The organism is Neobacillus niacini (assembly GCF_023715415.1).
In the GTDB taxonomy this organism is placed as follows: domain Bacteria; phylum Bacillota; class Bacilli; order Bacillales; family Cytobacillaceae; genus Neobacillus; species Neobacillus niacini_C.
Genome location: NZ_JAMBOB010000010.1, coordinates 133,763 through 150,491, shown reverse-complemented (window position 1 = coordinate 150,491; position 16,729 = coordinate 133,763). Strand labels below are relative to the sequence as shown.

Genomic DNA, 16,729 nt, shown 5'->3' with positions numbered 1-16,729 from the left:
AGTATATTCACTATTACAATCACAAACGAATGAAGGCAAAATTAAAAGACCTGAGTCCAGTGGAATACCGAACTCAAGTCTTAAAGGTTGCATAAAATATTTGTCTAACTTTATTGGGTCAGATCATGATAGCCCGGTTCATTAATTTTTTAACAGCCTTAAACTATTCAGAATTACGAGAATGGTACTGCCTTCATGACCAATTACCCCAAATGGCAAATCCACCAATTGAAAGAAGTTTGAAGAAATTAAAATCATGATCACGGTGATGGAGAAGATAACATTTTGTTTAATAATCCTGTTCATCCGTTTGGAAAGGTGAATGGCTTCGGCTATTCTTGGTAAATCATTTTTCATTAAGACGACATCCGCGGTTTCCAGGGCAACATCGGACCCTTCTCCCATCGCAATTCCTACATTTGCAACGGCCAATGCCGGAGCGTCATTAATTCCATCTCCCACCATGGCGATGGTTTTGTATTTTTCTTTTAACTTTTTGAGATGCTCTACTTTTTCTTCAGGAAGGCATTCAGCGAAGAACTGATTCACATGGCTTTCCTCTGCAATCACACTAGCCGTTTTCTCACTATCGCCAGTCAGCATGACCGTGTAAATACCTTGTTTCTTTAAATGGTCGATGGCACGCTTTGTTTCTTGTCTCACAACATCTTTTAAAGCAATCATTGCAGCAAGACAATCGTTAACTTGCACAAATACAAGTGTATTGCCTTGGCTTGCTAGGTCAGCAGCTTTGCCAGATGCGAATGTAAGGGCAGCCTCTTTTCCAACAAAATCAGCTTTACCTATTTTCCACTGTTCACCGTTTATTTCTGCTTTTACGCCCCACCCTGGAACATCTTCAAGATTTTTAGGATGTACAAGGTCGCGATCAAGATTTTCTTTTACATACTTGACGATGGATTGTGCAAGAGGATGATTCGATTGATTTTCAATGGATGCTGTCTTCCATAAAATCTCCACCTTATCGAAGTTTTCATTCACAATTATTTCGGTAACTTCAGGTTTTCCTTTTGTCAGCGTACCCGTTTTGTCGAAGGCAATTGCTTCTAAGTGGCTTAGGTTCTCTAAATGTACGCCGCCTTTGACTAAAATACCTCGTTTTGCACCATTTGAAATGGCAGACAACGTGGCAGGCATAATCGATGCTACCAGCGCACAAGGAGAGGCGACCACCAATAGTATCATTGCTCGATAAAACGATTCATTCCAGCTCCAATCAAGAAGGAAATAAGGGAGGAACATCATCAATAAAACAGCAGCTAATACAGTTTTTACATAGGTTCCCTCAAAGCGTTCAATAAACAGCTGTGATGGAGATTTTTCACTTTGTGCGGATTGCACAAGTTCAATTATTTTATGAAAAAGTGTTTCATTACTAGCTTTGGTTGTTTGGACGGTAATCGCACCTGTTAAATTTACCGTTCCTGCAAATACTTCTTTCTCTTGACCTTTTGAAACAGGCATCGATTCCCCTGTGATAGCAGCCTCATCAATGTTCGTATGACCATTCTTAATGACGCCATCAGAAGGAATTCTTTCTCCAGGCTTTACGAGAATGTGGTCGCCAACTGTTAACTCAGAAACAGGGACACGCCTTTCAATCCCATTAGTTATAAGAAGGGCCTCTTCTGGTTGAAGCTTCATTAGGGAGGAAATCTCTTTATGGCTCTTGTTCATGGTATAGGTTTCTAATGCACCACTTACAGCAAATATAAAAATCAAAATGGCGCCTTCTGTCCAATAGCCGATTATGGCAGAACCAACGGCTGCAAAAATCATCAGCATCTCAACATTAAGTTCTTTGTTTTCATAGGTAGCTTCAATTCCTTCCTTTGCTTTCGCAAAGCCGCCAATCCCAAAAGCCAATAAATAAAAGATAACTGAAGCAACGTGCTCTCCCATTTTGTCTGTAATCCATCCTGCCGCGATGAAAACACCACTTAAACCTGCAGCAATAAGTTCTGCGTGAGGTTTAATTTTTTCTACGATGCCTACATTGGGTATTACTTTAGATAAACTCTTAGCATTAGTGCTCATTTTCATTTCCCCTCCCATATCTGTATCTAATTGAGAAAAATAATCAAAATCATTACCCCTAAAAAACACGAAAGCTGTCATCAATAAAGATGACAGCGGACTTCCTAAAACAATTATTAGATTAAATTTATTTTATCATAAATTTTATGTTAATTGAATTAATTTGCCCCAAATATTCTTAAGAGTTATGTTGCTCAATCATGGAATAGGTTTTTTTACCAAATGCATAAATAATAATGGATAAGGTTAGCAACATCGTACTAATAATATAAAAGAAACTTACTTTTTGGAAAAATTGAATAAATAACCCTCCAATAATGGGACCGCTCAAACTTCCTAAGCTAAAGAATATACCGCATAGCAAATTTCCTGTTGCTAACAAATTCTTCGGAACCAGATCAGTCATAAAACTGATTCCAAGTGAAAATGTCGAACCTACAACCATTCCGGATAAAAGGAAGGAGATGAAAAGTCCAATAAAGGAAGATTCAAATATGCTCGCTAATGTAAAGGTAAGAAAACCTAGGGAAAGTACAACCATTAAGATATTTCTTCGACCATAAGAATCACTAAGCACACCTAATGGTAGCTGCGTGATGATACTCCCTATCGCAAAGGCGGTTAGGACTAAGGAAACACTGGCTACATCGATATCCCTTCTTAGTGCATATACCGGAAAACTGCCATTTAGGGAGGATTCTAAAAAACCGTAGCAGAAAGGCGGGAGAAAGGCGACCCAGCCATATTTCATCGTTTTTCTAAAGCGTTTAATTGTATTTATAAATGAATTGATCTCTACTTCCTGTTCTGGAAACTCATTTTTAAGTGTGAAAACAAATACCCAGCCGATTAAACATAAAATAGAGGAAACTATAAATGGCAATGCCTCATTAACATTTACAAGTGGTGTCATCAAAGGACCGCTTGCAAATCCAATCCCAAAAAATAAGCCGTACAAGGAAATATTCCGTCCTCTTTTTTCGGTTGGAGAAGAAGAGGTAATCCAAGTTTGTGTGGCAAAATGTAAGGCATGGTCCCCAATCCCGATGAGTGCTCGTAAGAAAAACCAAAACCAAAAGGATTTCCACAATGGAAAGAGTGCAAGGGCCAGCACCACAAGCCCGCCGCCAAGTATAATTGTTGGTTTATACCCATATTTTCGCAGGGGTGCCTCCATAAAAGGTGAAACGAGAAGAATTCCAATATAAAGGGCTGTAGCATTTAATCCATTAAGGGAGGACGATACCCCGCCTTGTTCAAAAATTACGGCAATAAGTGGAAGAAGCATTCCTTGTGAAAAACCAGAAATGGCGACTATTGTCACTAAAACCCAAAATCGAAAATTTTTATTCATATATGATCCTCGTTCGTTTGATAATTTATACCAATTCGATGGTAACGAGAAAATAAGGCATTTGCAAGTAAAATATTCTTCGAGGTTTAAGGGAGTATAAATAGGGTACTCTCAAATAGTAGGGAATTTTTATACAATTTTTGCGTTTGTATCCATTTTCATTTTTAGGATATTAGGAGGATTATCAGTGGGAAAAATATTTATGGTGCTAACTTTTATTGGCGTTCCGCTTTCTGTAATTGGGACATTGATGCATTGGCCAACTATGATATTATTTATTGTTTACTGCGTTTCAATTATCGCACTGGCTAGTTATATGGGAAGAGCAACCGAAAGTTTGGCGATAGTCGCCGGACCGCGAGTAGGAGGTCTCTTAAATGCTACCTTTGGAAATGCAGTGGAATTAATCATTTCCATTTTTGCATTAAAGGAAGGATTAGTTGGGGTTGTCCTTGCATCCTTAACGGGTTCTGTACTCGGTAACCTGCTCCTTGTTGCTGGATTATCTTTTTTTATTGGAGGATTAAAATTTAAAAGACAAAAGTTTAATGTACATGATGCACGCCATAATTCCGGTCTGCTCATGTTTGCAGTCATTGTTGCATTTGTAATACCAGAAGTTTTTTCAATGGAAATGAATGAGTCAAAAACATTAACCTTAAGTATCGGAATATCTATCATTCTAATTTTGCTCTACCTCTCTGCCTTATTCTTTAAATTGGTTACCCACCGTGGTGTTTATCAAAGTGACCATGGTGAGGCACATCATGATGAAGTTCCAGAATGGAGTAAGGGAAAGGCAATCGGAGTTTTATTGATTGCAACGTTAGCTGTCGCCTATATCTCTGAGAACCTCGTTCATACCTTTGAATATGTAGCAGAATCATTTGGCTGGACAGAGCTCTTTATCGGGGTAATAATCGTTGCGATTGTTGGGAATGCAGCCGAACATGCAAGTGCTATCGTAATGGCATTTAAGAATAAAATGGACATTGCTATTGAAATTGCGATTGGCTCAACCCTACAAGTTGCTATGTTTGTGGCACCTGTGCTTGTTCTTATTTCACTGTTTTTACGAAAACGATGCCGCTTGTTTTTACATTACCTGAATTAATCGCTATGGTCACCTCTGTACTGCTCATGGTTGTAATCTCGAACGACGGAGAATCAAACTGGTTTGAGGGACTGACCTTACTTGCAGCCTATTTTATTATGGGCATAGGATTCTTCCTACTTTAAAACTTAAATCACGCAAAAAGACTCTGAGCCAGGTCGGCACAGAGTCTTTTATTACTTTAATTTGATGTAAGGGTAAATATTGGACATGTACGATAATTTTCAAACATATGCTATATGAGGTAAAACCAATCGCGTTTACTTGGGCCCATCAATCACCAACCCTTCATGTTTAATTTATAATTGAAAAACACGAGTGTTGAATTTTCATATATGAGTGGAATCCCAACCTCCTTAATGGTAAATGGTTCGTCGATTGATTACTGCCCTCCTTTTTTAAGATTAAGTACATTATAACTGTTAATTTAAATTTTGTAAATGTTCTGATTATTATTTTTTAAGGAGATACAAATGGCATTATTTTATCGCTTTTTATTATCAGAGGAAAGGAAATAATTTCTCTGTAATGGATAAAAGTTTTCAACTCCGAAAACACTATGAGCAGACTTATTACTGCTATAAAGTGAAAGGAGTTTTTCTTTGTGAAAAAGTTTATCCCTGTCGTACTAACACTGCTATTACTATTAGCTTTTCTTCCAACTGCTTCTGCTGAAAAGGCAAATGCAAAAAAGGAACCTGCTAACTACCAAGTTCCTGCTTCGGTTCGTAATATTACGAAGGAAAATACGTACCCCAATTCAACACAGGACTTACCAACCTTGCAGCCTAGTGAGTTAACGAAAAAGCTGCTGGATTCTTCAAAGGTTAAGATTGAAAATCCCGATTTAATCCGCATGCTCAATGAGTCCAGTATTAACAGCACACCGTTTGCAATCGGGTATCGGGCCATTGTCTACCTTGGCCAATGGCCATTAAATTACGAATCAACAGAAACGTCTCCAAACTGGGAGTATCAAAAAATTAATACAAACTACTATGATAATCGCGGCGGCAAAGTACCATATCAAATTCATTACTTACAAGAGGCTCAAAAAATTATCCGCGGGGGACTAACGGCAAAAATTGCAAATGCAGAGGATGTTAAGAAAATGATGCTGTTAAAGGCAATGGAAAAAACACGTCTTCCTCTAGCATTCGAAACAATTATTGGTGCAGGAACGAAGAATGACCATGTCTACAATATCCCTGTTAATCGACTAGGGTACTTATATGCCTACGCACCTGCAGTCAATGAAAAAGGAAAAGTCACCTATGGTGAAGTTTATTTAATGCTTAAGGGTAGTAAAAAAATAATCGTCATTAAAAATGTAACCTCCCAAGGAATTGGAGCATGGATTCCAGTGCAGGATCATGTCTCATTTGGTTTTGCTGCAGCAGAAAGACCAAGATGATATGGAGAAAGGACTCCTATAAGGGGTTCTTTTTTTGAAAAAGAGCAGCAGAAAGTGTAGGATAATGATAAGAAGGGGGAGAATCAACTTTGGGCAGTCCGACTCATGATAAAAATTCACAAGTTAGTTTTTTAAAGCAGCGTTTGAACATGTTTCTCGATGTATTGGATGCAATCGATCCGGAGGATACGGATCTTGATGATATCGACAACTTAATTAAAATGATTGATGAATTAGAAAACAAATGTAAAGAATTCAATCACCGTGAAGAACCAGAGTCTGTATGATTACAGGCTCTTTTCTTTTGGGAAAACCTTTATCTTTCAATCATTTGCTTATAGGAGTATAATAATAGCGTCAAATAGTTGTAATTTTTAAATAGATTGCGAATCGGACAAGGGGAAAGGGGTACTTTAGGTGAATATCGAGAAATTTCAGGAGAGTATGTACAAATTAGTAGTTGAAACTTCTACAAAGCTTCCAAAAGATGTACGCCGTGCAGTTAGTGCAGCAAAGGCAAAGGAAAACGCAGGAACAAGTGCAGCAATGAGCCTTGCTACCATTACCAATAACATTAAAATGGCAGATGACCAAGTCTCACCTATTTGCCAGGATACAGGATTACCAACATTTAAAATTAAAACTCCAGTTGGTGTAAACCAATTAGAATTAAAAGAAGCCATTAAGAATGCAATTGTAATCGCAACCAAAGAAGGAAAACTGCGTCCGAACTCCGTCGATTCCCTAACAGGTGAAAACAGCGGTGACAATTTAGGTGCTGGCTTACCGGTAATTAAATTTGATCAATGGGAAAAAGATTACATTGATGTCCGTTTAATTTTAAAAGGCGGTGGCTGTGAAAACAAAAACATCCAATATAGCCTTCCGTGTGAGTTAGAAGGGCTTGGACGTGCAGGACGTGATCTTGACGGTATTCGGAAATGCGTTATGCACTCTGTATATCAGGCTCAAGGACAAGGCTGCAGCGCTGGTTTCATAGGTGTCGGTATTGGCGGCGATCGTTCTTCTGGTTATGATTTAGCAAAAGAACAATTATTCCGCTCTTTAGATGATGTGAATCCAAACGAAGAGTTACGTGCGTTAGAAGAATATGTTTTGGAAAATGCCAATAAATTAGGAATCGGCACAATGGGCTTTGGTGGAGAAGCAACCTTGTTAGGCTGTAAGGTTGGGGTTATGAACCGAATTCCAGCAAGCTTCTATGTATCTGTTGCGTACAACTGTTGGGCATTCCGCCGTTTAGGCGTAAGTGTAGATCCTAATTCTGGAGAAATTAATGAGTGGATGTACCAGGAAGGCGAATTCATTGATTTCACGGAGACTGAAGCTGAAAAAGAAACAGCTGCAGCACGTGCGAATGACGTAATCACGCTACAAGCACCCATCACGGAAGAGCAAATTCGTGAATTGAAGGTGGGCGATGTTGTTCAGATTAACGGTATGATGTATACAGGACGTGACGCCATTCATAAGTACCTGTCAGATCATGATTCACCAGTGGATTTAAATGGACAAGTTATTTACCACTGCGGTCCGGTAATGTTGAAGGACAAGGAAGGCGTTTGGCATGTTAAAGCAGCTGGCCCGACCACAAGTATTCGTGAGGAGCCTTACCAAGGCGACATTATGAAGAAATTTGGCATCCGTGCTGTTATCGGAAAAGGCGGTATGGGCCCACGTACACTTGCGGCTCTTAAAGAACATGGCGGTGTGTACCTGAACGCTATCGGCGGCGCTGCTCAGTATTATGCAGATTGTATCAAGGGTGTTGAAGGTGTAGATTTGATGCAATTTGGTATCCCTGAAGCGATGTGGCACCTCCGAGTAGAGGGCTTCACAGCTGTTGTAACGATGGACTCACACGGAAACAGCTTACATGCTGATGTGGATAAGTCCTCATTAGAGAAATTAGCACAATTTAAGGATCGTGTTTTTAACTAAAAGTTGGCGGGGCAGACTCAAATATAGGGTCTGCTCTTTTTTTTTTGGATTTTTGGATATTTGTGACTGTTTACCACTAGCCAATCCTTTTTCCTTAAAATACTAAACATGTTTCCCAAATACAAACAAACACTATAAAAAACAAAATAGGGGGAACATGGATGAAGAAATTATTGTGCATCCTTAGTTTGCTGCTGGTAATGGTGCCCCAGGTTACATATGGGTCTGCTCCAAATAAGCCAATCAATTGGGGGTTTAAGAAAGCTGTAGATGAACAGCCGCCAGATGCTGGGGCTGAGTATGAAAAAATACTTGAAAAATACGGTGCCTACTTTAAAGGCGACCCAGACTCAAAGACGCTTTATCTTACCTTTGACAATGGGTATGAAGCAGGATATACCGCACAAGTTTTAGATGTATTAAAGAAGGAAAAAGTGCCGGCAACCTTTTTTGTGACGGGGCATTATTTATTATCTCAACCCGAATTGACAAAGCGGATGGTGGATGAAGGTCATCTTATTGGAAATCATTCCTGGCATCACCCCAATATGACACAAATCAGTGATGAGCGAATTCGTGAGGAGCTTAGAAAAGTTAAGGAGAAAACAAAAGAGATAACAGGTCAGAAGAAAATGAAGTATTTGCGCCCGCCTAGAGGCGTTTTTAGTGAGAGAACCATGCAGATAGCGAAGGAAGAAGGCTATACACATGTCTTCTGGTCACTGGCGTTTGTGGACTGGAACACCAATGCGCAAAGAGGATGGCAATATTCTTATGATAACATAATGAGACAAATTCATCCTGGCTGTATTTTATTGCTACACACCGTATCGAAGGATAACGCTGATGCTTTAGAAACCGTTATTAAAGATTTGAAAAAGAAAGGCTATAAATTCAAAAGTCTGGATGATTTTCCTAAGAAAAAGAATAAAATTGCGACGTTTTTCCAAAGACTTGGTAAAAAATAGGCCGAATTCGAATGAATTCGGCTTTTCTCTGTAAATAATGCTATAATACGGTGATATCAAACGGAAGCATAATTTGGAGTGAACAAAATGAAAACAGATCAATCAATCAAAATACAAGAAAAACAGACCTTTCCTTTAACAATCAAACGACTTGGTATTAATGGAGAAGGCGTTGGTTATTTTAAAAAACAAGTTGTCTTTGTGCCAGGGGCCCTTCCAGGGGAAGAGGTCGTCGTAGAGGCAACCAAGATTAACCCTAAATTTGCTGAGGCAAAGATAAAAAAGATACGTATTCAATCACCGCATCGGGTCCAGGCGCCATGCCCTGTCTATGAACAATGCGGGGGCTGTCAGCTGCAGCATTTAGCATATAGCCAGCAATTGAAAGAAAAACGAGATATTGTTATCCAATCACTTGAACGACATACGAGACTCCAAGTGGACAAACTGGATATTCGAGAAACCATTGGAATGGAAGATCCTTGGGGATATCGGAATAAAAGCAGTTTTCAACTAGCTGGAAGAGACGGTAAGGTTCTGGCTGGATTGTATGGTATAAACTCTCACCAATTAATCGATATTGAACATTGTGCCGTTCAGCATTCACAAACGAATGAAGCTGTAAATGCCGTTAAGAAAATTCTCGAAGAACTTAAAATTACGATTTATAATGAAAAATCACGGAAAGGTATCGTTCGAACCATTGTGACTCGGGTAGGGGTGCAAAGCGGTGAGCTCCAAGTTGTGCTGATTACGAATCAAAACGAACTGCCAAAAAAAGAGCAGATTATTCAGGAAATCCAAAAACGACTTCCAAACGTGAAATCAATCGTACAGAACATCAATGAGCAAAAAACCTCGCTTATTTTTGGGGAAGAAACGTTACCGCTAGCGGGGGAAGAGTATATCCAAGAAACGTTGGGGGACCTGCAATTTGAGCTATCTGCTAGGACATTCTTTCAGTTAAATCCAGTTCAAACGGTAAAGCTATACAATGAAGTAAAAAGTGCAGCGGCGCTGACAGGTAAGGAAAGAATTGTTGATGCCTATTGTGGTGTAGGAACCATTGGTTTATGGCTGGCCGACCAAGCGGCTGAAGTCCGAGGAATGGACGTAATTCCAGAATCGATTGATGACGCTAAGAAAAATGCTAAGCGACACGGTTTCACCAATACAAAATATGTACCCGGAAAAGCCGATGAAGTCTTGCCTAAATGGGTGAAAAAGGGTTGGAAGCCAGATGTCATCATAGTGGATCCACCTAGAACAGGCCTCGAAGGTCAGTTAATCCAAACAATTTTGCAAGCAGCACCAGAGAAACTTATTTACATCTCTTGTAATCCATCTACTTTGGCAAAAGATATTCAACTATTAAGCGCCAAATATGAAGTGAAATATATTCAACCAGTGGATATGTTTCCACAGACAGCGCATGTTGAGGTAGTATCGCAAATAGTTTTAAAAGAAGAAGCAGGCTCCCGATAAGGGAATAACCTGCTTCTATTCATATTCAGGGAAGTGAAGCGATAATGGGTACTCCATTGCCTTTACATGATCATTAATTTATAGATATTTCAAGAGGTTACATAGAATAAAACTTCATTTTACCTTACGATAAAATATCTTGTCAACAGGAAATTTGTAATATTTTTTTAAAATGTTATAATAGTCTTATATATGTTTTTTTCAATCGTATTCCAAATTCCGCTGTGATTTTTTGCAGTTAGAATTATGGATGCGTTTTTTTAATATCCTTTTCAAAATGATGAAAAATTCAAACAGTTGTGTGAGCTTTTAAAGGTAAATTAGTTGAATAAAATTTTCAACTTACTACCTAACAGTAATCGAGTTATTTATTCTACAAGGAGGCCAAGAATAATGAATCTAATCAATAAGAAAGTTACACACGAGCGGTTTGGCATGGGGAGTATAGTTGAACATAATGATACTAGTATTGAAATACACTTCGAATCGGAAAATAAAAAGTTTGTTTTCCCCGATGTATTTGGAAAGCACCTAAAACTGCATGATCAAAATGTTGCTAATTTACTTGAAAAGATTATGGAAAAAAGGGAAATGGAACGAAAGGAGGAAGAATGGAAGAAGGAAGAGGAAAAAATGCTACAACTTAAAAACCAGGAACTTCGCTTGGAACATGAAAAGCTTATGAAAAATCATAAACTACATCCCGAATCGCAAATGGTTTTTTGGTGTGAAACAGAAGAAGAACAGAATAGTTCTTTCTCAGAGTGGAAGGTTTTTTCGGGAGTCATAAAAAGTGGTAATAACAAGGGGAAACCAAACAAACCCATCCGCTTGCACCAAAATAGCGCTGTCCTGTTAACAACAATAGATTCCAGCATGCCTGAAAAAGACAGACGAATCTTAGGGGTCTATATGGTGAATGAAGATTTCATCGGTAAGCTTTGTGAAGATGGATATATTCCTGCTCATTCAGAATTCAGGCTCCAACTCACAGAAAAGGAATCGGAACAGATGCCTTTCTGGAAATATTATGTAAACGAAAAGTTCCCCCAAAAAATGACATGGAATACAGGTAAATACCGTTATTTTGATAATTTATGGATGGCTCAAATTTTGCTAGATATCGTTTCGTTGAAAAGTGATCCAAAGGAACAAGAGCTGGCACAACAATTTTTTGAACATTTTTGTAAAATGAATCAGATAACAGATCAAGAGTTACCAAAGCCTAATGGCGCATTAATGCGTTTGTAGACGTTAACCCAAAGATAATAAGAATGACAGGGGACAGATGTATTTTTCCCACATATCTAAATTTTGGCAGCAACACAGAAAAACGCAGAGGATACTGAATCCCTGCGTTTTATTCTGTGCGGTTTACAGTTCAAAATACTAGATAAAGGTGAAATACTGATTTATATTACGTTCACATAATTGTTGAATAACTTCTGAAAAGTCTAAATTTATATAGAGTCTAATGTGATAGTATGTAATCTGTAGGACACAAATGGCAGCTCCATCATTCTCCCCATCAAAAACACCCTGATAAACAATCTCCTTATTTAATCTTCATATTTTTCTGCTTACTCATTTCTTAATTAAAATTTCGAGAAAAATCCTTAATAAAAATAGACCCGAAAGGAGTGGTAACCATGTAAACATATATTTGTTTATAAGTTTCCTAAAACTAAATAATTCTTGTTAGTAAATTTTGAAGGAGGGTAATACATGGGTCACGATATATCAGGATTAAATAAAGCAGGAGAAGAAATTGCTTATGCTCGTTGTAGCATGGGAAATTATAATTCTATCATCCTGTACAGTTTACTAGATGCAAATGAATTCTATGCAGGGGTCAGTGGATCTGGCAACAGTACCACCTTTTCAATTAAACAAATTGAAAAAGCTTTACATACCTACAATCAAATTTATGGCGATGGAAATTCCTTATCTGAGAAAAATTGGGATTTAAAACAAATCTGGAATTTTATTCAAAATTGTTTAGCAACAGTTAAAATAGAAGGGAGTGTAAGAGTGTATTTTGGCTAATGTTTTCATACTATTTGCTAGTTTCTTCAAAATTCTCTGCGTATCCATATTTTCTATCGTCGAAAGTACTCTCATCTGTAAACAATTTCTATATCATCTCCAGATAACCTTATGAATTTCTTTCTCCCTCAAAAAAACACCTGCTAAAGTTAGATATTTATTATCTTGAAGATTGTAACCCATCAGTATCCCATGTGTTGCACATGCACTCTGGATATGTGGAGTGAATAAATAGTGCAACTCATTTTAAAAAAAGGCAACCAGGTTGCCTTTTTACTTTGCCTAAAATAGATAGAAAGGCTTGACCTTCCTTAAATCATAATTTCCTTGCACCAGTTACCAATGCTGGTGATTCAGTAGAGTGATTTTCACCTTTAAAGTTTCCGTACACATCCACCACTTGAAACCCGACTTTTTTAAGTATTGAAATTAATTGATGAGATGTAACTGGATATAAAGGAATAGTGTTTTCTGTTGTCTCCCCATTGATCGTTAATCTTGATGTAAAAAGTAGATGTTCGTCTTTTTTTTCAAATGCCTAGTAAAGGTGAAATCTTCTTTTTCAATAGCTGGAAAAGAAAAATCATTCTTGAATCCATTTTTCAGGAAGTATATGGCATGATAATAAAATAAATAAAATCAGAAATCCTAAAATACTATCCGGGGATAGGTAAATGAAATTGTTTCTGAATGAAATCTCCTAATAAAGAAATTAAGTAAATCAAACACACCTGAACAATTATTTTTATGACTTTCACAATGTTACCTCTAAAATAAAAAGTAATCCTGTTAATTTTATTTTTCACTTAAATTTAACAATACTTATATATTCTACTCCTAACAACCAGCCTGCTCAATGTATATAATTGGTACTGTTTGAACTTTAAATAATGTTCACAATTTCACAAATATATACCATGGTAAACAAATAGTTACGGATTTTTCTTAATGATATTTGGTCCAAATCCCAAAAATGGCTCAAAAAGACTATCTTTTGGACAAGCTTTTTACATTCTTGGGAACATTAACTACTATAAAAATAGTAAGGTTCGTTCAAAAAAATAATCTATGGAAGAGATTGAAAATATGTAGAGGAACAAGGTATTTATCCTTATCCCATTCTTTTGAAGTACTAATATACTCTTTTTTTCTTAGAAAGACTTAAAACGAATGCATTTTTATAAAATATGAGGATTGGTCCAGATAAGTTTAGTGTTATTATTACTCTGATTCCCACTGACCCAAACGCTGCTTTCATCTAAACTGCTTTCCAAAACGCTGCTTTCATCTGTACTGCTTTCATCTACACTATTGCTCCATACGCTGCGTTCATTTACGATTCTGTCCCATAAATTTTTTCTGTTTTTTGTATGATGAAGGAGCGTTTCAAGTGCCTCTCGAAGTTCATGACGATGCCATTCATTTATAGAAATGTTATGCGTCATTTTTTCAATCCCACGAAGTGCATCTTCGATTGAGTTGTCTTTTGAATAGTCTATTTCCTCATTGAGCATTAAATCTGTATACCTTATGCATAATTTTACTTTTTTATCAGAAAGTTGCTGAAGCTGTATAATTAACTTTAAAAAAGGTATTAAGCAAAATATACAAAATTCTTCCTTGCTTTGATCATCCAATTTTTCAGAAGACGTAATTGCTTGAGTGAGTAATGAATAAGTGTTCATCCATTTTTTAATCGATTTCTCTTCTAGAACTATCGAATGAAAACAATTCACATATTCTTCATCTAATGTTTTTTTCATCTCTTTTCCCTCAAAGTGATCCTAATGGTTTAAAAGGGCTGCAAATAGTATCCATATGATGATCCTTCTTATCATCCTTCTTATGATCCTTCTTACAACAATCGCACTCTATCTCCAATACATTTTCTAACTTACGGAGCAAAAGCCATTCTTTCATTAGCACTGTTTCAATTAGCTGATTAACTGACTTATTAATTGCTAATATTTCTTTATTTGTTGGATGAGTGGGAAAATCAAAACACTCACCGACAAATGCCTGAACTTTTTCAGCCTCTGCATTTAAGATATGTGCTAGAGCAATTTCTTCTAATGCTATTGATTCTAATAAATCAATTTTTGTGTGAAACAAACATGGCCTATGGGGTTGGGGTGGCAAAGTTGGCATACTCATGTAATTCTTCCTTTCCTCCAACATATGTTGAATTTTATAATGTTCTGGTGATAAATCACCAGTTTTTGGTACGTTGAACTAAAGTGCTTTAGAATTCTCATACCAACTGTAATACTTAGTCATTATCTCTAATTAGCCACAAGAAAATTGTTTAAGGACGAGGGCTAATTGAAATAAGTTCAAGTACATTTTCAAATTTGAATTGCAGCAACATTTCCTTCATGATAATGTTCTGAAGAGTTTTTATAACACTTGCATTGATATCAAGCAGGTTGGAAAGTGTAACTGTTTCAGAAGTTAGTGTAGTCCCGTTTTCTAATGTTCCTAATACTAATTGAAGCTTCTCGGCTTCGGCGTTGATAATGTGAGCAAGAGCTATTTCTTCATGTGCAATTGAAGCGAAAAGTAATGGGATTGTCTGGTCTGTCGAAATTGAAATTAATGGAGTAATAGGAGGTATATTGGCCTGTGACATCGGTTCACCTCTTTTTCGTAGGTCATAGTACTAGTCTATTTGTTCGGGCTTGGCAAAGACACTTATAATTCTTAAAATGATTGCCCATTTTTGTGGACTTCCCATTCAATTAATGATGCTTTCTGTAACACTCCTCAATGAATCAAATATATCGATGAGCAATTCCCTCATAACCAATTCTTTTTATACATCTATAATTCGTCAGATGCCCCATACAAATAAATATCTATCCACATATGATATTAAATCTTCTAAGAAATTATGGTTTTGGGGTGTATTAATGAAACTTATATTGTTATCTGGTGGATCAGGGAAGCGTCTGTGGCCACTTTCCAATAACTCTAGATCAAAGCAATTTCTAAAGGTTCTAACGAGTCCTGAAAAGAAGTTAGAGTCAATGGTTCAGAGGATACGGAGGCAATTGGAAAAAACGCAATTACTAGATATAGCATATATATCAACGAATAAAACACAAATGGATATTATTCGCAGTCAAATAGGAAACCAAGTACCGCTGATCATTGAACCAGAGCAAAGGGATACCTTTCCTGCGATTATATTAGCGGCGACTTATTTATATTCTGTTATCGGAGTTAGTTTAAATGAAGTTATGACAGTCATGCCGGTCGATCCGTTTGTGGAAGATCAATTTTTTGATAGAGTTGCGTATTTAGAGGATGTTATCAAACACTCAGGAATGGATATTGCCTTAATAGGTGTAACCCCTACCTATCCAGCAACGAAATATGGCTATATCATGCTCAACAATAATGAAAAAGAGCATGATTTAGAAACAACCTATCAGTCAGTTAGGGGGTTCAAGGAAAAACCGACAGAAGAGCAGGCAGAACTATTAATTGAAGAAAAAGCATTATGGAACTGTGGTGTTTTTGCATTTAGGCTGGGGTATATCATTAAGCTATTGAAGGAAAGAGGACTTCCTACGAAGTATGATGAGATGACTCAGCTTTACGAAAGACTGCCTAAAATAAGCTTTGATTACGAAATCGTTGAAAAGGCGGAAAAGATTGCGGTTATTCCGTATAACGGATATTGGAAGGACTTAGGTACTTGGAACACATTAACGGAGGAAATACAAACATCAGTCATCGGCCGAGGGACATTGAGTGATACTTGCACAAATACCCATTTAATTAACGAATTAGACATGCCTGTCAAGGTAATTGGTGCCTCAAATATGATTGTAGCGACGAGCCCGGATGGTATTTTAGTCTCAGACAAATCGAAAAGCCATCAAATTAAAGAGTTAGTAAAAGATGATAAGAAACGACCAATGTATGAAGAACGCCGCTGGGGATGGTACCGTGTTTTAGATTATAAGGAATCAACCGATGGTATGAACGTACTTACAAAACGTTTATGTGTATTTGCAGGGCAAAACATCAGCTATCAATACCATCTCAAACGAAGTGAAGTATGGGTGATCGTTAAAGGTGAAGGTGAATTTGTGTTGGATGATGAAAAATTCTATGTAAAATCAGGTGATGTATTAAACATTCCGGTCGGTGCAAAACATGGGATCAAAGCCATTGAGGATATTGAATTTATCGAGGTTCAAATGGGGAGTGAGCTTGAGGAAGAAGATATTGTTAGGTTGTTTATGTCCTGGGAGGAGATGAAGAAATCAATTGGATGTGAGTAATCCCACTGTATATTTATGTTATTAAACTTATTAGAA

The 16,729-nt window shown here is 37.2% G+C and carries 14 protein-coding genes and 1 pseudogene; 10 read left to right on the top strand and 5 right to left on the bottom strand.

Translation table 11 applies throughout. The features are described 5' to 3' along the window. On the top strand, window positions 1–95 hold a 95-nt coding region (locus M3189_RS22000; RefSeq protein ID WP_251636430.1), incomplete at its 5' end, for an IS3 family transposase. A gap of 46 nt (window positions 96–141) precedes the next feature. Here the strand turns inward: M3189_RS22000 and M3189_RS21995 are convergent. Then, window positions 142–2,058, bottom strand: a complete 1,917-nt coding sequence (locus M3189_RS21995; protein WP_251637976.1) for a heavy metal translocating P-type ATPase — start codon at window positions 2,056–2,058, stop codon at window positions 142–144. Window positions 2,059–2,236: 178 nt separating this feature from the next. Further along, window positions 2,237–3,412: an MFS transporter gene (locus M3189_RS21990; protein ID WP_251637974.1), complete on the bottom strand. Its 1,176-nt coding sequence runs from the start codon at window positions 3,410–3,412 to the stop codon at window positions 2,237–2,239. 202 nt (window positions 3,413–3,614) lie between these two features. On the opposite strand from M3189_RS21990, the pseudogene cax reads away from it, so the two are divergent. The 8 genes and pseudogenes from cax to M3189_RS21950 all read left to right on the top strand — a co-directional run bounded on the left by cax (window position 3,615) and on the right by M3189_RS21950 (window position 12,401). Beyond that, window positions 3,615–4,651, top strand: a pseudogene (gene cax / locus M3189_RS21985) (calcium/proton exchanger). 479 nt (window positions 4,652–5,130) lie between these two features. Then, window positions 5,131–5,940 (top strand): YfkD famly protein, encoded by an 810-nt coding sequence (locus M3189_RS21980; protein ID WP_251637972.1) that lies wholly within the window; start codon window positions 5,131–5,133, stop codon window positions 5,938–5,940. Between the two features lie 89 nt (window positions 5,941–6,029). Beyond that, window positions 6,030–6,227 (top strand): SE1561 family protein, encoded by a 198-nt coding sequence (locus tag M3189_RS21975; protein ID WP_251637964.1) that lies wholly within the window; start codon window positions 6,030–6,032, stop codon window positions 6,225–6,227. 130 nt (window positions 6,228–6,357) lie between these two features. Beyond that, window positions 6,358–7,902 carry a fumarate hydratase gene (locus M3189_RS21970; RefSeq protein WP_353057478.1) on the top strand — a complete coding sequence of 515 codons (1,545 nt, stop codon included), beginning with the start codon at window positions 6,358–6,360 and terminating at the stop codon, window positions 7,900–7,902. A 161-nt stretch (window positions 7,903–8,063) separates the two neighbouring features. Continuing rightward, window positions 8,064–8,870, top strand: a complete 807-nt coding sequence (pdaA, locus tag M3189_RS21965) for a delta-lactam-biosynthetic de-N-acetylase (protein ID WP_251637962.1) — start codon at window positions 8,064–8,066, stop codon at window positions 8,868–8,870. Between the two features lie 87 nt (window positions 8,871–8,957). Further along, on the top strand, window positions 8,958–10,355 hold the full coding sequence (rlmD, locus tag M3189_RS21960) for a 23S rRNA (uracil(1939)-C(5))-methyltransferase RlmD (RefSeq protein WP_251637960.1): 1,398 nt from the start codon (window positions 8,958–8,960) through the stop codon (window positions 10,353–10,355). 393 nt (window positions 10,356–10,748) lie between these two features. Beyond that, on the top strand, window positions 10,749–11,606 hold the full coding sequence (locus tag M3189_RS21955; protein ID WP_251637958.1) for a malate synthase: 858 nt from the start codon (window positions 10,749–10,751) through the stop codon (window positions 11,604–11,606). A gap of 474 nt (window positions 11,607–12,080) precedes the next feature. Further along, the gene (locus M3189_RS21950; protein WP_251637955.1) at window positions 12,081–12,401 is read left to right on the top strand and encodes a hypothetical protein; all 321 of its coding nucleotides are present in this window, start codon (window positions 12,081–12,083) and stop codon (window positions 12,399–12,401) included. A 1,178-nt stretch (window positions 12,402–13,579) separates the two neighbouring features. Here M3189_RS21950 and M3189_RS21945 read toward each other — a convergent pair. The 3 genes from M3189_RS21945 to M3189_RS21935 all read right to left on the bottom strand — a co-directional run bounded on the left by M3189_RS21945 (window position 13,580) and on the right by M3189_RS21935 (window position 15,030). Continuing rightward, on the bottom strand, window positions 13,580–14,164 hold the full coding sequence (locus M3189_RS21945; protein ID WP_251637952.1) for a hypothetical protein: 585 nt from the start codon (window positions 14,162–14,164) through the stop codon (window positions 13,580–13,582). A 10-nt stretch (window positions 14,165–14,174) separates the two neighbouring features. Next, a complete protein-coding gene (locus tag M3189_RS21940) occupies window positions 14,175–14,555 on the bottom strand; it encodes a hypothetical protein (RefSeq protein ID WP_251637951.1) in 381 nt (126 codons plus the stop codon). Between the two features lie 151 nt (window positions 14,556–14,706). Next, window positions 14,707–15,030, bottom strand: coding sequence for a hypothetical protein (locus tag M3189_RS21935; protein ID WP_251637948.1), 324 nt, complete (start codon window positions 15,028–15,030; stop codon window positions 14,707–14,709). A gap of 280 nt (window positions 15,031–15,310) precedes the next feature. On the opposite strand from M3189_RS21935, the gene M3189_RS21930 reads away from it, so the two are divergent. Beyond that, window positions 15,311–16,693 (top strand): sugar phosphate nucleotidyltransferase, encoded by a 1,383-nt coding sequence (locus M3189_RS21930; RefSeq protein WP_251637945.1) that lies wholly within the window; start codon window positions 15,311–15,313, stop codon window positions 16,691–16,693. Window positions 16,694–16,729 lie beyond the last annotated feature (36 nt).

Excerpts from the sequence above, each read along its gene's own strand:
- M3189_RS21995 (WP_251637976.1), bottom strand. The coding sequence starts at position 2,058 with ATGAGCACTAATGCTAAGAGTTTATCTAAAGTAATACCCAATGTAGGC.
- M3189_RS21990 (WP_251637974.1), bottom strand. The coding sequence starts at position 3,412 with ATGAATAAAAATTTTCGATTTTGGGTTTTAGTGACAATAGTCGCCATT.
- pdaA (WP_251637962.1), top strand. The coding sequence starts at position 8,064 with ATGAAGAAATTATTGTGCATCCTTAGTTTGCTGCTGGTAATGGTGCCC.
- rlmD (WP_251637960.1), top strand. The coding sequence starts at position 8,958 with ATGAAAACAGATCAATCAATCAAAATACAAGAAAAACAGACCTTTCCT.
- M3189_RS21955 (WP_251637958.1), top strand. The coding sequence starts at position 10,749 with ATGAATCTAATCAATAAGAAAGTTACACACGAGCGGTTTGGCATGGGG.
- M3189_RS21950 (WP_251637955.1), top strand. The coding sequence starts at position 12,081 with ATGGGTCACGATATATCAGGATTAAATAAAGCAGGAGAAGAAATTGCT.
- M3189_RS21945 (WP_251637952.1), bottom strand. The coding sequence starts at position 14,164 with ATGAAAAAAACATTAGATGAAGAATATGTGAATTGTTTTCATTCGATA.
- M3189_RS21940 (WP_251637951.1), bottom strand. The coding sequence starts at position 14,555 with ATGAGTATGCCAACTTTGCCACCCCAACCCCATAGGCCATGTTTGTTT.
- M3189_RS21935 (WP_251637948.1), bottom strand. The coding sequence starts at position 15,030 with ATGTCACAGGCCAATATACCTCCTATTACTCCATTAATTTCAATTTCG.
- M3189_RS21930 (WP_251637945.1), top strand. The coding sequence starts at position 15,311 with ATGAAACTTATATTGTTATCTGGTGGATCAGGGAAGCGTCTGTGGCCA.